This window comes from Thioclava sp. GXIMD2076 (genome assembly GCF_037949795.1).
In the GTDB taxonomy this organism is placed as follows: domain Bacteria; phylum Pseudomonadota; class Alphaproteobacteria; order Rhodobacterales; family Rhodobacteraceae; genus Thioclava; species Thioclava kandeliae.
Genome location: NZ_CP149932.1, coordinates 2,346,550 through 2,360,117 on the forward strand (window position 1 = coordinate 2,346,550; position 13,568 = coordinate 2,360,117).

Consider the following 13,568-nt stretch of genomic DNA (forward strand, 5'->3'; position numbering starts at 1 on the left):
CATTTGCGGTTATCTTAGCGCAGATCACAAAACTTGCTACCTTCCCGCTCAATTTCGCGCGAAACTGTTGCATGGATATGTCACGCCCCTGCGAAACCCGTCGATATACCGATAAAAAAGATCAGGTATTGACCGGTTTTCACGGAATTGGCATATCGGTTGCGTCCCAATAGGAGGTTTCCATGCGTCTGTTTCCGCTTCTCGCGCCAGCTCTCGCGGCCCTGCCCCTGCCTGCGATGGCCGATGTGAACATCTATTCGCACCGTCAGCCCGAGCTTGTTCAGCCGCTGCTGGATGCTTTCACCAAGGAAACCGGTATCAAGGTCAATGTCGCCTATATCGCGCAGGGTATGGTCGAGCGCCTGCAGGCCGAGGGCCGCCGCTCTCCCGCCGATCTGGTGATGACGGTCGATATCGCGCGGCTGACGCAAGTTGTGGATGGCGGCGTCACGCAAGCGGTCGAGGATCCGGCCCTTGATACCGCGATCCCGGGGGCCTTCCGTGACCCTGCCCATCAGTGGTTCGGACTGACCACACGGGCGCGGATCGTCTATGCCTCCAAGGAGCGCGTGGCCGAGGGCGAGATCACCACCTATGAGGATCTGGCCGACCCCAAATGGAAGGGCCGTATCTGCACCCGCCCCTTCACCTCCGATTACAACGTCGCGCTGACCGCCGCCTATCTGATCCATCACGGCGAGGAGGCCACGCGTGACTGGCTGACAGGGCTTAAGGCCAATCTGGCGCTGAAGCCTTCGGGCAATGACAGCAGTCAGGTGAAATCCATCTGGGCGGGTCAATGCGATATCAGCCTTGGTAACACCTATTATATGGGCCAGATGCTGGCCAATGACGAGAGCGCCGAATGGGCCAATAGCGTGTCGATCCGCTTCCCCGTCTTCGAAGGCGGTGGCACACATATGAACATCTCGGGCGTCGCGATGACCAAATCCGCCCCCAACAAGGACGAGGCGCTGAGACTGATGGAGTTCCTCGTCTCCGATGAGGCGCAGCATATCTATGCCGAGACCAATCACGAGTTTCCGGTGAAAGAGGGCGTAGATCCTTCGGATCTGGTCAAAAGCTGGGGCGCCTTCACCCCCGACGGGCTCGATCTTGTGGAGATCGCCAGGATGCGTCCCGAGGCCCTCAAGCTGATCGAGGCGGTGAACTTCGACGGTTGACTCAAGCGTCCGGCGGGCATGACGCCCGCTGGACAAATCCCGCGCCTACGCTCAACCTGCCCCCCAAAGGAGAGCAGACATGACGCGCAAAATCATCATCGATACCGATCCCGGCCAGGACGATGCCGTGGCCATTCTGCTGGCGCTGGCCAGCCCCGAGCTGGAGCTGCTGGGCATCACCTGTGTCGCAGGCAATGTGCCGCTGGATCTGACGGTAAGCAATGCGCGCAAGATCTGCGAACTGGCAGGACGCCGCGATGTAAGGATCTTTGCGGGCTGCGACAGACCTATGTCACGCGCATTGGTGACGGCCGAGCATGTCCACGGCAAGACCGGCCTTGACGGGATCGTTCTGCCCGAGCCCACAATGCCCGTGCAGGAGCAACATGCGGTGGATTTCATCATCGAAACGTTGCGGGCCGCTGGGGACCGCTCGATCACTCTGGTCCCGATCGGTCCGCTGACCAATATCGCGACCGTGTTGCACCGCGCCCCCGAACTGGCTGCGAAGATCGAGGAGATCGTGCTGATGGGCGGGGCCTATTTCGAGGTCGGCAACATCACTCCCACCGCCGAGTTCAACATCTATGTCGACCCGGAGGCGGCCAAGATCGTGCTGGACGCGGGGGTGAAGGTGACGATGATGCCGCTTGATGTGACGCATAAGGCTATGACCTCCGCGGCGTGGGTGCAGCAGATGCGCGATCTGGGCACGCCTCTGGGCAAAGCTGTGGCCTCCTGGACCGATTTCTTCGAGCGCTTCGACATGGAAAAATACGGATCGGGCGGCGCGCCACTACACGACCCCTGCACTATCGGCTACCTGATCGATCCGACGCTGTTTTCCGGCCGTCTCATCAATGTCGAGATCGAGGTGGACTCGCCCTTGACCCTTGGTATGACGGTGGCGGACTGGTGGCGCGTCAGCAAGCGCGCGCCCAACGCCACCTTCATGGGCGAGGTCGATCGCGATCGTTTCTTCGCGCTGATCAGCGACCGCCTCGCCACGCTCTAACCCTCGAGAAGCGCCAGAAGGCGGGTCTCTGCCACGGTCAGCCCGCGCAGCTTCACGGGCGTGATCTCGGGCAGGCCCTCTTCGGCCAGCGCGATGACCTTGGGGTGGATATAGCTGTTGCGGGCGACGGTGGGCGTGTTGTTCAGCCGCTTGGCTGCAGCCGTGGAGAGCGCCTTGATGGTCTCGCCCCCCGCCTCTGCCGCCTCGAATGCCGCCAGCGACCCCGACCATGTGCGGAAGGTCTTAGCAGTAAAATCTCCCTGACCTAGGTCAGACAGATAGGCATTGAGCTGATCGGAGGCCAACGCATGCGGTGAGCCCGCATCATCGAGCCATGTGATCAGCTCGGCCCCCGGCAGATCGCGCGCCTGGTCGAGCACTTTCAACAGCTTGCGGTCTGTGAGCAGGCGCCGCACCTTCTTGCCGCCCTTGGCCGTGTAGCTCAGTCGCAGCCCCTGATCGCAAAGTCGCATCTGGCGGCGGCGGAGCGTCAGCGCCCCGTAGCTGCCATTGGCCTCGGTATAGGCCGCATTGCCGACCCGCATCGCCAGACGGTCGATCAAGAGCACGGCAGCCGCCAGCGCAAACCCCATCTCGCCCGGCCCCTCGGCCAGATCCCGCGTCACGCCGCGCCGGATCCGTGGCAGCGCATGGCCAAAGGCGGCAAGTGTGCCGAATTTTTCGGCGGCCCGCGCCTCGGACCAGAGTGTGTGATAGCGATATTGCTTGCGCGTGCGCGCATCGAACCCCGTGGCCTGCAGATGCCCGTTCTCGCGCGGAGAAATCCAGACATTCTCATAAGCGGGCGGAATGCCCAGAGCCTCGACGCGGGTCCGCTCGGGGCCACGGGCAAGTGTGGTGCCATCGGGCATCATGTAGCTGAAGCCCCGCCCACAGCGCCTGCGCGCGATCCCCGGACGGCTATCGGGATAGAAGCACAGGCCTTTCGGCAGATCCGCCAGACGCGCGCCGTCCATCACCCCGCCTCCAACTCGGAACCGAGCTTGAGCACCCGCGCCCCGTCCTCCTGATGGATCTCGTAGGCGGGGTTCTCGGCGCTGCCATTGCGGGTGATTTTGGAGCCGTCGATCTGGCGCTCGACACGCTCCTCATGGCGCGCGGCGATCTTGCCTCTGGCCTCGCCCTGCCCCCAGTTCCATGTGACCCATTGTCCGGTCCGGTAAGAATTCCCCATAGCCGCCCCCTTCACGATTAGCTACCGCCCAAACGAATTCGGAGGGGCGGGGTTCCCGTCAGCGGCCATGGGGCCTATATCGGAACCAACAGGAGGCCTCTCATGACCGCACCCATCCGCTTCACCAACAGCTATGCCGCCTTGCCCGAGCGTTTCTTCGCGCCGCAAGCCCCCACACCCGTGGCAGCACCGCAGCTGATCGCCGTCAATGATGCGTTGGCAGGCAATCTGGGCATCGATCCCGCCTTCCTGCGCAGTCCCGAGGGTGTGGCTATGCTCGCGGGCAACCATGTCCCCGAAGGCGCGGCCCCGATCGCGCAGGCCTATGCCGGTCACCAGTTCGGCGGCTGGGTGCCACAACTGGGCGATGGGCGCGCGGTGCTCCTGGGCGAGGTCACGACCCCCGAGGGTCGGTTCGACCTACAGCTGAAAGGCTCCGGCCCCACACCGTTTTCGCGCCGTGGCGACGGACGGGCATGGGCCGGGCCGGTTATCCGCGAATATGTGGTGTCGGAGGCAATGTATGCGCTTGGCCTGCCCACCACACGGGCCCTTGGCGCGGCCTTTACCGGCGAGACCATCCTGCGCGACATGAAACAGCGCCCCGGAGCGGTGCTGGCGCGGGTGGCACGCAGCCATGTGCGGGTCGGCACCTTCCAGTATTTCGCCGCGCGCGGCGATGTGGAGGGGCTGCGGACCCTGACCGATCATGTGATCGCGCGGCTCTATCCCGAATGCGAGAGCCCGCTCGACCTCCTCAAGGCGGTGACCGCGGCGCAGGCGACGCTGATCGCGGGCTGGATGAGCCTCGGCTTCATCCATGGCGTGATGAATACCGACAATATGGCGATCTCCGGCGAGACCATCGATTATGGCCCCTGTGCTTTCAGCGATATCTATCATCCCGAGATGGTGTTCAGCTCGATCGACCAATATGGCCGCTATGCCTATGGCGCGCAGCCGCAGATCGCCACGTGGAATCTGGCGCAATTCGCCACCTGCCTTATCCCGCTGATGGGCGAGCAGGAGAAGGCCATCGAGGACGCCACACTGACCATCAATGCGTTCGGTCCGCTCTACCAGAGCCAGTGGCTGAAGCGTTTCGGGCAGAAGATCGGAATTGCCGATGCAGGGATGGAGGAGCTGGACCTGATCCAGGGGCTCCTGACCGCGATGGCGCAGGGTCAGGCCGATTTCACGCGGGTCTTTGCGGCGATGCGCCGAGGAGAGGATGCGGGGGCGGAGTTCATGGACCCTGCCCTGTGGCAAGCCTGGGCGCCCGACTGGCGGGCACGTCTGGCGCGGGAGACCGATCCGCAGGCGGTGATGGCCGAAGCCAATCCGCTGCGCATCCCGCGCAACCATCGCGTGGAGGAGGCGATCAATGCCGCCGAGGCCGGTGATCTGGCCCCGTTCGAGCGCCTGATGCAGGCGCTGGCCGAGCCCTATGCGGAAGCACCGGGCTTTGCCGCCTACGAGAAGGCGCCCGATCTGGGTGAGCGCGTTATGCGCACCTTCTGCGGGACATAACCCCTAGCGTCGCCCGACCCGATTGCCGATCTTGCGGAAGAACCGGCGGTTGCGGGCGACGAAATCCTCGAAGAAAGCGCGGGTAAAACCGGGACCGCGACCATAGAGATAGGCCCAGCCCGCAAGCGCCCCCAAAGCGCCGCCGATCACATCCACGATCAGATCGCCCATCGTGTCCATCAGGCCGGATTTCTGCATATTGGTGCCGAAGATCTGGTCCATGCCGAACTCGAAGATCTCCCAGACCGCGCCAATGGTGACCGCCACCGAGAACGCCATTAGCGCCATCGCCCAGCGAGGCGCGGCATAGCGGTCGCCTTCAAACAGCATGAAGACGAACATGAAGCCTACAAGGCCGAAGCCGAGTGCCGATCCGCCATGCAGCGCGATGTCCCACCACCAGAAGCGGTTGTAGAAATCGAACGCCTCGCCGAGAAAAATCGTGGCGAAGATAAAGCCGGTGATCGCCACAACCAGCGCCGTGGGCATGGAAATTCCGATGCGCGAGCTAACATAGAGCGGCACGAGTGTCAGCCCGAAGGTAAACAGCGCCACCCCCGCAAGTGGCCATTGCCGTTCGACAAGGGCCAGACATAACTCGATGGCCAGAAGCGACCAGATCACGCGCACCGGCCAGGGCTGGCGCAAAAAGGCCGCGAGGAGGAGGAAGTTTTTCATAGCTCTCATGATGGGGGCAAATCGCAGTGCGGGGAAGATGCTCACGCTCCGCTCACAAAAAATTCTCGGCGAATATATCGCAATATTGGAATTTTTCGCGACGGCAAGGTGACATCCCGCGCATTAGATCTATATCTCTGCGTGAAATTGACCATGCTGACGACCAATGACTCTCCGAATTGCTTCTTACAACATTCATAAATGCGTAGGTGTGGACCGCCGCCGAGATCCCAACAGGATTATCGAGGTGCTCAACACGCTGGATGCCGATATCGTTGCGCTGCAAGAAGTTGACCGCCGGCGCGGCGCGCGTCCGGCTGCGTTGACTGCGTCCCTTATCGAGGCCGAGACGGATTTCTGCACCATCGAGCAACCCCGCACCGGACCCGATAGTCTGGGCTGGCACGGTCAGGCATTTCTGGTGCGCAAGACCGTCGAGATGATCGATTGCAAGGGGATCGAATTGCCCGGCCTCGAGCCGCGCGGCGCGCTGCATCTGCATATCAAGGCCGAGGGCGATCTGCCCTTTTCCATTTTTGCAGCCCATCTGGGGCTACGCCGGGCGGACCGGCGCGCGCAATGGACGCGGATAGCCAAGGAGATGCTGGCAGCCTCTCCCGCGCCCGCCCTCGCCATTGGTGACTTCAACGAATGGTCGGGGCGTTCCGGCTTCGAGGCGCTGAGCGGCTTCTCGGTCCATGCACCTGGCGCCACCTACCCCTCGGTCGCGCCTGTCGGCAAGCTGGATCGAATCGTGACCTGCAACCGTGCGAGCATTGCCAAAATGGCTGTGCTCGACACCCAGCTGACGCGGCGTGCCTCGGACCATCTGCCGATCTGGGCTGATGTGAAAGGTCTGCGGCGCCGGCGCTGATCTACCTGACTATGCGGATGTCATACGAACATTCCACAAATTTCATGAAGTTGTGTCGCTAACACTCGCGTTAGCGGTAACAACGCCCTTTTCACTGGGGCTTGGCGAAGTTATAGCTTTACGCGGCCCATTAAGCACGCATGTGCAACGACAAGGGAAGAGAGTAATATGAGCACCATCATCGATATCCACGCGCGCGAGATCCTCGATAGCCGCGGCAATCCGACCGTCGAAGTCGACGTGATCCTCGAAGACGGCACCATGGGCCGCGCGGCTGTGCCCTCGGGGGCCTCGACCGGCGCGCATGAAGCGGTCGAGAAGCGTGATGGCGACAAGGCCCGCTATATGGGCAAGGGCGTGCTGGACGCGGTTGCGGCCGTCAATGGCGAGATCGCCGAAGCCCTCGTGGGCGCCGATGTCACCGAGCAGGTCGAGATCGACCGCACGATGATCGAGCTGGACGGCACCGAGAACAAGGGCCGCCTTGGCGCGAACGCGATCCTCGGCGTGTCGCTGGCCTGCGCGAAAGCCGCCGCCGATTACACCACCCAGCCGCTCTACCGCTATGTCGGCGGCACCTCGGCCCGCGTTCTGCCGGTTCCGATGATGAACATCATCAACGGTGGCGAACATGCTGATAACCCGATCGACATTCAGGAATTCATGATCATGCCCGTCTCGGCCGCGAATATCCGCGAAGCCGTGCGCATGGGCTCGGAAGTCTTCCACACGCTGAAAAAAGAGCTGACCGCGATGGGTCTGTCCACCGGTTTGGGCGATGAGGGCGGCTTCGCGCCGAACCTCTCCTCGACCAAGGAAGCGCTCGACGTGATCCTGAAATCCATCGAGAAAGCGGGCTACAAGCCGGGCGAGGATATCTATCTGGCGATGGATTGCGCCTCGACCGAATATTACAAGAACGGCAAATACGAGATGAAGGGCGAAGGCCTCTCGCTCACCTCGGAAGAGAATGCCGACTATCTTGTGAAGCTCTGCGAAGAATACCCGATCATCTCGATCGAGGACGGTATGGCGGAAGATGACTGGGCGGGCTGGAAGATCCTGACCGAGAAACTCGGCGACAAGATCCAGCTGGTGGGCGACGATCTGTTCGTGACCAACCCCAAGCGTCTGGCCGATGGCATCGAGCAAGGCGTGGCAAACTCCATGCTGGTGAAAGTGAACCAGATCGGTTCGCTGACCGAGACGCTCGAGGCCGTCGATATGGCCCACCGCGCACGCTACACCAATGTGATGTCGCACCGCTCGGGCGAGACCGAGGATGCGACCATCGCGGACCTCGCAGTTGCCACCAATTGCGGCCAGATCAAAACCGGCTCGCTCGCGCGTTCGGACCGGTTGGCAAAATACAACCAGCTGATCCGTATCGAGGAAATGCTGGGCGAGACCGCAATCTATGCGGGCCGTTCGATCCTGAAGAAATAAGACTTCGGTGAATACTTCGGAGAAAGGCGCGGAGATTCTCCGCGCCTTTTTTTAGTGGCGATACTTTCCGTATTTGGAAAGCGGTTACGCGTAGTTGAGGGAAGACGGAAAACGAAACCACGCGTAGTTTGCCCCTGCGCTACCGGTCGCGTGATCCCTATCCTGCCCCTCATGGGCCGGATCTTCTCCGAAGGACATCTCATGCAAAGACCGCTTATTCTGGGTGTTGCCGCAACGGCTTTCTGGGCCAGCAATTTCGAGGCGACCCGCATCGCCCTTGGCAGCCTGCCGCCTCTAAGCGTGGCAAGCCTGCGCTTTCTCATCGCGACAATCGCGATCCTCGTGCTCCTTATCTGGCGTGAAGGGTTGGCCATGGCGCCTCTCAGGCGGAACCTGCTCGCCTATATCATTCTGGGCAGTCTCGGGGTTGCCGGATTCAATGCGGCGCTCTGCATCGGGCTGCAAAGCACGAACCCGCAAACAGCGGCACTGATCATGGCCACCACCCCGATCACCTCTGCCATCTTTGACGCGGTCCTGTCGCGTAAACGCCCAAGCTGGCCCGCATTATCCGGCATGGCACTCAGCTTTGCGGGCGTCGCACTGGTGCTCGCACAGGGGCACATTGACGATATCTCCCGAAGGCTCAACTCCGGCGATCTGGTCATTCTTGCCGGTTCACTGGCATGGGCGGCCTATGGGGTGGGTTGCACGCGCTTTATACGGGGCTCCTCCCCGCTTGCCACAACAAGCTGGACGATGGTTTTCGGCACCCTCGCCCTGATCGGAACGAGCCTCCATGAGGGCAATCTTGTTGCCATCACTCTAGCCGCATCGCCGCCCAGCCTGATCGCCTCTCTGTGGATGGGGATCCTCGGCTCAATGCTGGCCTATATTTTCTGGACGGCGGCGATCGCCGCGCGCGGCGTGGCAAAGACCGCCATCCTGTTCAATCTCGTGCCGCTCTTTGCGGTGCTGATCGGCTGGGCGCTCGGACAGACACCTGCCCTCCTGCAGATCATCGGCACGGCTCTGACACTCCTCGGGGTCAGCCTGTCCCAGATCACCAGTCCACGCTTGACACTGCGCCGCCAACCAACGCTCAATGCGCCATGAGCACTGCAGATGATATCATCGAAACACTCCAGCTGGCCCCCCATCCCGAAGGGGGCCACTATCGCCAGACATGGATCGCCGAAGGCGAAGGCCGCACAGCGGGCACCTGCATCTATTTCCTTCTGAAAGCAGGTGAAGCCAGCCATTGGCACAAGGTCGATTCGACCGAGATCTGGCTTTGGCATGCAGGCGCACCGCTGACCCTGTCGCTTGCGCCAAGCGATAGGGGGCCGGCAAAGGATCACCGGCTCGGCCCCGACATTCTCGCCGGAGACCGCCCGCAGGTGATCGTGCCGCCCTATCACTGGCAGGCGGCACGCAGCACAGGAGACTATAGCCTTGTCAGCTGCACCGTCTCACCCGGTTTCCGGTTCGAGGGCTTTACCCTTGCACCGGAAGGCTTCGACATTCCGCGCGGCTGATCAGTTACTACAGAAGAAGCGCTGACCGTTTCCGGTTACGCCCCAATATTCAACAAAATCAAAGCCGTGATCTGTGCAGACACCCTGCGCCTGCGCGTAATTACGCCCAGTAGGCGCATCATCGTCAAAGGTCGGATCAACCTGCGTGAAACTAATCATCTGGCCGTTATAGGTGTAATCGGGTGCCTTCTGGCGCATCAGAGCTGCGGGAGAGGGCAGATCCGGGACGAACTGGATCGCAGGCAGCCGTGACGCAATGTCGGGCGTATGACCACAGCCCGCCATCATCAGGGGCAGGACAAGAATCAGCGCTTTCATAATGCTCGGCCTCGTTTTTATCGTTATCGGCATGAGCGAAATTACGCGCACCGCCAGACATCACAAAGTCGCGAGCACCAAAGGATTAACAATTGATTAATGCTGTTGCGGAAAGAGCGCGATGTCAGGCAGGCCGGCTGATCTGACCCCCGCCCACCTGCGCAGCCACACCCGTGGTCGACGGTCCCGAGGTGGGCAATCCACGCGCCACCCGCACCGCCAGATAGGCGAATGCCTGCGCCTCCAGCATATCGCCATCAAGCCCGATATCCTCGACAAGCTCCACGGGGCACGGCACGCGTTTTGCGATCTCGGCCACGAGTGCTGCATTGAGCCGGCCACCCCCACAAAGATAGAGCCTCTCGGGCGGGGTCGCAAAATGCTCGAACCCGCGCGCCACCGACGCCGCCGAACAGGCGGTCAGCGTTGCCGCCGCATCGGCATCTCCCATGCCGGAGACCAGTTCGAGCACCCCGTGGAAATCGTTCCGGTCCAATGATTTGGGCGGCATTTTCAGGAAATAGCGATGCTCCAGAAACCGCGCGACCACAGCCTCGTCGACATTCCCCTGCAACGCCAGCGCGCCTCCCTCATCCTGCGAGAGATTGAACCGCAGACGCATCAGATCGTTGATCGGTGCATTGGCCGGACCTGTGTCAAAGGCCAGAACCGCCCCGTCGGCCTCTGGTCCGGTCAGACGCGGATCGACCCATGTCACATTGCCGACCCCGCCGAGATTGAGAAAAACGCAAGGCGCGGTGAGCCCCGCCCATTTAGCACAGGCGAAATGGAAATAGGGCGCAAGCGGCGCGCCCTGCCCGCCAAGTGCGACATCCGCCGTGCGGAAATCCCAGACCACAGGCTTGCCCAGCACCTCCGCCAGCACCGCGCCATCGCCCGCCTGATGGGTGCCACGCCCGCCCGGATCATGCGCCAGTGTCTGACCATGGAAGCCCACAATCTCGGCCTCGGAAAAGCCCGAGAGGATCTCGGCATGCACCGTCTCGACGACCTCCGCCGCAGGCTCGACCGCAGGCTCGCCCTGCCACAGCCCGAGAGCCGCATGCAGGATACCGCGCTCCTCGTCACTATAGCCACGATAATCCACGCGCCCGAAATCGAGAATCCGCTCACCATCCGTCAGCACGACGGCCGCATCCACGCCATCGAGCGAGGTGCCCGACATCGCGCCAACTGCCCAGACAGGTCCTGCTTTCAACATGGCTTCCCCTTTACCTGACCAAGCGATATACGCATGCCTATCAGAAAGGAACAAGCCAGATGACATACCATCCCAAATCGGATTTCCTGCGCATCATCACCGAGCGCGGATTCCTGGCCGACTGCACCGACCTGCAGGAGCTGGACCAGAAACTCTATTCCGGGACGGTCACTGCCTATATCGGCTATGACGCGACGGCCGCCTCGCTGCATGTGGGTCACCTGCTCAACATCATGCTGCTGCGCTGGTTCCAGAAATGTGGCCATAAGCCGGTCACGCTCATGGGTGGCGGCACGACCAAGGTGGGCGATCCCTCCTTCCGTTCGGATGAGCGCCCGCTTTTGGGACCCGAGCAGATCCAGTCGAATATCGACGGCATGCAGCAAGTCTTCGACCGCTATCTCGACTATAGCGAGGGCGGCAATGGCGCGCTCATGCTCAATAATGCCGAATGGCTCGACAGCCTGAACTATCTCGACTTCCTGCGCGATATCGGGCGGCATTTCTCGGTCAACCGGATGCTCTCCTTCGAGAGCGTGAAATCGCGTCTGGACCGCGAACAGTCGCTGTCCTTCCTCGAATTCAACTACATGATCTTGCAGGCCTATGACTTCCTCGAGCTGAACCGCCGCTATGGCTGTGCGCTCCAGATGGGTGGCTCGGACCAATGGGGCAATATCATCAACGGGATCGACCTGACCCGTCGTGTGCTCGATAACGAGATCTATGGCCTGACCACGCCACTGCTGACCACCTCGGATGGCCGCAAGATGGGCAAGTCCCAAGGCGGCGCGATGTGGCTCAATGCCGAGATGCTCAGCCCCTACGAGTTCTGGCAGTTCTGGCGCAACACCACGGATGCCGATGTCGGCCGCTTCCTCAAACTCTATACCGAACTGCCGGTCGAGGAATGCGACCGCCTTGCAGCCCTTCAGGGCTCGGAGATCAACGAGGGCAAAATCATCCTCGCCCGCGAGGTCACCACGCTTCTGCATGGTGCCGAGGCGGCCGCCGCCGCCGAGGCCACCGCGCGTGAGGTCTTCGAAAAAGGCGGCACCGGCGAGGATCTTCCGACCCTCAGCCTCTCGGCCGAAGAATTGGGCGATGGCATCAGCCTGGCCCAACTCGTAACCCGTTCGGGCCTTGCCAAAACCGGTAAGGATGGCAAACGCCTGATCGGTGAAGGCGGGCTGAAAGTGAATGACGAAACCTGCACCGAAGCGGGCCGTATGTTCACCGCCACCGATTTCGAGACACCGGTCAAACTCTCGGCTGGCAAGAAACGCCACGCGCTCGTGCAACTGGGTTGATCCCCACAACGCCAGATCCGAGCCATATCCATCTTGAAGGGGCGCCCTCACCGGCGCCCTTTTGCAATTCCAGCGTCTCTAAATATCCTCGGGGGTGAATTTGCGCGCAGCGCAAAGAGGGGGCGCGAGCGTCCCCTTACCCCGCATGCCAAAAGGAAAAGGCGGAGCAAACGCCCCGCCTTCCCAACTCAGTTCCGGATACAATCAGGCGGGCTCATGCGCCAGGGACGCCGCATGGATATCGTCGATCGCCTTCGCCAGTGCCGCATCGAATTCCTCGTCCGTCTGCTTGTCCGACATGCCTTCGGTCAGCGCGCGGGAGAAGGAGGCGATCATGCCATCATTCTTTGCCAAGATCGCATTGGCCTCGTCACGCGAGTAGCCGCCCGACAGGGCCACCAGCTTCAGCACACGCGGGTGATCGACCAGCGGCTTGTAGAAATTCGGCACGCTCGGCAGCGAGAGCTTCAGCATCACCTGCTGGTCTTCCGGCAGGGCGTCGAGCTGCTTGAGGATCTCTTCGCGCAGGATCGCTTCAGCCTCGACCTTATCGGCGATCGAGATGGTCACTTCCGGCTCGATGATCGGCATCAGACCGTGCTTGATGACAATCGCGCCCAGCTCGAACTGTTGTGCCACCACGGCGGCAATCCCCTCGGGGTTGGCGGCCGAGACGACCGAGCGCATCTTGGTGCCGAAGATACCTGCTGCCGCCGCGCGGTCCAGAAGATCCTCGAAGCCCGGGATCGGCTTGAGAAGCTGGCAACCGTTCTCCTCGTCGAGCATCCCCTTATCGGTCTTCAGGAAGGGCACCACGCCGCATTTCTCGGCCAGATAGGTGGCGGTCGGGATACCGTCGATCTCGCGATCCATGGTCTGCTCGAACAGGATCGCCCCGATCACCTTGCCGTTGGAGAAGGCCGGCGATTTGATGATCCGCGTCCGCATCTTGTGGATCAGGTCGAACATTTCGGCATCGTTGGAATATTCGCTCTCCTCGATACCGTAAAGGCGCAGCGCCTTCGGAGTCGAACCGCCCGATTGGTCAAGCGCGGCGATAAACCCGTCACCTTTTGAAATCTGTTCGGTTTGTTGCGCGTTCGGCATATGTCTCTCCCTCCAGCACGGAGTATGAATAATGGGCCAAGTCCAGACCTAGCGCGACGGAGGAGCTTAGACAATCTTGATGGCGCTAACCTTTTCGGATTCTTTCATTTTGTCATGAAGCTTGGCGCAATGCTGCCAGTATTCGGGCATC

At 61.5% G+C, this 13,568-nt stretch carries 14 protein-coding genes; 8 read left to right on the forward strand and 6 right to left on the reverse strand.

Annotated elements, in window-relative coordinates; all coding sequences use genetic code 11:
• The first annotated feature begins 182 nt into the window (after positions 1-182).
• Positions 183-1,184, forward strand: coding sequence for a Fe(3+) ABC transporter substrate-binding protein (locus WDB91_RS11510; protein WP_339112700.1), 1,002 nt, complete (start codon positions 183-185; stop codon positions 1,182-1,184).
• Between the two features lie 79 nt (positions 1,185-1,263).
• Positions 1,264-2,199: a nucleoside hydrolase gene (locus WDB91_RS11515; protein ID WP_339112701.1), complete on the forward strand. Its 936-nt coding sequence runs from the start codon at positions 1,264-1,266 to the stop codon at positions 2,197-2,199.
• Here the strand turns inward: WDB91_RS11515 and WDB91_RS11520 are convergent.
• Both WDB91_RS11520 and WDB91_RS11525 read right to left on the reverse strand, forming a co-directional pair.
• Complete coding sequence (locus WDB91_RS11520; protein WP_339112702.1) at positions 2,196-3,176, reverse strand: DNA topoisomerase IB; 981 nt, start codon at positions 3,174-3,176, stop codon at positions 2,196-2,198. The two genes, WDB91_RS11515 and WDB91_RS11520, sit on opposite strands and share 4 nt — an antisense overlap.
• Positions 3,176-3,394 carry a DUF2945 domain-containing protein gene (locus WDB91_RS11525; RefSeq protein WP_339112703.1) on the reverse strand — a complete coding sequence of 73 codons (219 nt, stop codon included), beginning with the start codon at positions 3,392-3,394 and terminating at the stop codon, positions 3,176-3,178. The genes WDB91_RS11520 and WDB91_RS11525 overlap by 1 nt, the downstream gene beginning before the upstream one ends.
• 102 nt (positions 3,395-3,496) lie before the next feature.
• Between WDB91_RS11525 and WDB91_RS11530 the strand changes: the two genes are divergently transcribed.
• A complete protein-coding gene (locus tag WDB91_RS11530; protein WP_339112704.1) occupies positions 3,497-4,924 on the forward strand; it encodes a YdiU family protein in 1,428 nt (475 codons plus the stop codon).
• 3 nt (positions 4,925-4,927) lie between these two features.
• On the opposite strand, the gene WDB91_RS11535 is transcribed toward WDB91_RS11530, so the two are convergent.
• Entirely contained in the window at positions 4,928-5,602 is a 675-nt protein-coding gene (locus WDB91_RS11535) for a hypothetical protein (protein ID WP_339112705.1), read from the reverse strand.
• 166 nt (positions 5,603-5,768) lie between these two features.
• On the opposite strand from WDB91_RS11535, the gene WDB91_RS11540 reads away from it, so the two are divergent.
• From WDB91_RS11540 to WDB91_RS11555, 4 genes are all read left to right on the forward strand, one after another.
• The gene (locus WDB91_RS11540; protein ID WP_339112706.1) at positions 5,769-6,476 is read left to right on the forward strand and encodes an endonuclease/exonuclease/phosphatase family protein; all 708 of its coding nucleotides are present in this window, start codon (positions 5,769-5,771) and stop codon (positions 6,474-6,476) included.
• 168 nt (positions 6,477-6,644) lie between these two features.
• Positions 6,645-7,922 (forward strand): phosphopyruvate hydratase, encoded by a 1,278-nt coding sequence (gene eno, locus WDB91_RS11545; protein WP_339112707.1) that lies wholly within the window; start codon positions 6,645-6,647, stop codon positions 7,920-7,922.
• 201 nt (positions 7,923-8,123) lie between these two features.
• On the forward strand, positions 8,124-9,038 hold the full coding sequence (locus tag WDB91_RS11550) for a DMT family transporter (protein WP_339112708.1): 915 nt from the start codon (positions 8,124-8,126) through the stop codon (positions 9,036-9,038).
• Complete coding sequence (locus WDB91_RS11555) at positions 9,035-9,460, forward strand: cupin domain-containing protein (RefSeq protein ID WP_339112709.1); 426 nt, start codon at positions 9,035-9,037, stop codon at positions 9,458-9,460. The genes WDB91_RS11550 and WDB91_RS11555 overlap by 4 nt, the downstream gene beginning before the upstream one ends.
• On the opposite strand, the gene WDB91_RS11560 is transcribed toward WDB91_RS11555, so the two are convergent.
• A complete protein-coding gene (locus tag WDB91_RS11560) occupies positions 9,461-9,778 on the reverse strand; it encodes a hypothetical protein (protein WP_339112710.1) in 318 nt (105 codons plus the stop codon).
• Between the two features lie 124 nt (positions 9,779-9,902).
• Positions 9,903-11,000: an anhydro-N-acetylmuramic acid kinase gene (locus WDB91_RS11565; RefSeq protein ID WP_339112711.1), complete on the reverse strand. Its 1,098-nt coding sequence runs from the start codon at positions 10,998-11,000 to the stop codon at positions 9,903-9,905.
• Positions 11,001-11,059: 59 nt separating this feature from the next.
• On the opposite strand from WDB91_RS11565, the gene tyrS reads away from it, so the two are divergent.
• On the forward strand, positions 11,060-12,310 hold the full coding sequence (tyrS, locus tag WDB91_RS11570; RefSeq protein WP_339112712.1) for a tyrosine--tRNA ligase: 1,251 nt from the start codon (positions 11,060-11,062) through the stop codon (positions 12,308-12,310).
• A gap of 204 nt (positions 12,311-12,514) precedes the next feature.
• Here the strand turns inward: tyrS and WDB91_RS11575 are convergent, their stop codons facing one another.
• Positions 12,515-13,417: a fructose bisphosphate aldolase gene (locus WDB91_RS11575; protein WP_339112713.1), complete on the reverse strand. Its 903-nt coding sequence runs from the start codon at positions 13,415-13,417 to the stop codon at positions 12,515-12,517.
• Positions 13,418-13,568 lie beyond the last annotated feature (151 nt).

What these genes read in the sequence shown, in the direction of transcription:
- tyrS (WP_339112712.1), top strand. Translation starts at nt 11,060, where the DNA reads ATGACATACCATCCCAAATCGGATTTCCTGCGCATCATCACCGAGCGC.
- WDB91_RS11540 (WP_339112706.1), top strand. Translation starts at nt 5,769, where the DNA reads ATGACTCTCCGAATTGCTTCTTACAACATTCATAAATGCGTAGGTGTG.
- eno (WP_339112707.1), top strand. Translation starts at nt 6,645, where the DNA reads ATGAGCACCATCATCGATATCCACGCGCGCGAGATCCTCGATAGCCGC.
- WDB91_RS11510 (WP_339112700.1), top strand. Translation starts at nt 183, where the DNA reads ATGCGTCTGTTTCCGCTTCTCGCGCCAGCTCTCGCGGCCCTGCCCCTG.
- WDB91_RS11565 (WP_339112711.1), bottom strand. Translation starts at nt 11,000, where the DNA reads ATGTTGAAAGCAGGACCTGTCTGGGCAGTTGGCGCGATGTCGGGCACC.
- WDB91_RS11515 (WP_339112701.1), top strand. Translation starts at nt 1,264, where the DNA reads ATGACGCGCAAAATCATCATCGATACCGATCCCGGCCAGGACGATGCC.
- WDB91_RS11520 (WP_339112702.1), bottom strand. Translation starts at nt 3,176, where the DNA reads ATGGACGGCGCGCGTCTGGCGGATCTGCCGAAAGGCCTGTGCTTCTAT.
- WDB91_RS11525 (WP_339112703.1), bottom strand. Translation starts at nt 3,394, where the DNA reads ATGGGGAATTCTTACCGGACCGGACAATGGGTCACATGGAACTGGGGG.
- WDB91_RS11555 (WP_339112709.1), top strand. Translation starts at nt 9,035, where the DNA reads ATGAGCACTGCAGATGATATCATCGAAACACTCCAGCTGGCCCCCCAT.
- WDB91_RS11530 (WP_339112704.1), top strand. Translation starts at nt 3,497, where the DNA reads ATGACCGCACCCATCCGCTTCACCAACAGCTATGCCGCCTTGCCCGAG.
- WDB91_RS11560 (WP_339112710.1), bottom strand. Translation starts at nt 9,778, where the DNA reads ATGAAAGCGCTGATTCTTGTCCTGCCCCTGATGATGGCGGGCTGTGGT.
- WDB91_RS11535 (WP_339112705.1), bottom strand. Translation starts at nt 5,602, where the DNA reads ATGAAAAACTTCCTCCTCCTCGCGGCCTTTTTGCGCCAGCCCTGGCCG.
- WDB91_RS11575 (WP_339112713.1), bottom strand. Translation starts at nt 13,417, where the DNA reads ATGCCGAACGCGCAACAAACCGAACAGATTTCAAAAGGTGACGGGTTT.
- WDB91_RS11550 (WP_339112708.1), top strand. Translation starts at nt 8,124, where the DNA reads ATGCAAAGACCGCTTATTCTGGGTGTTGCCGCAACGGCTTTCTGGGCC.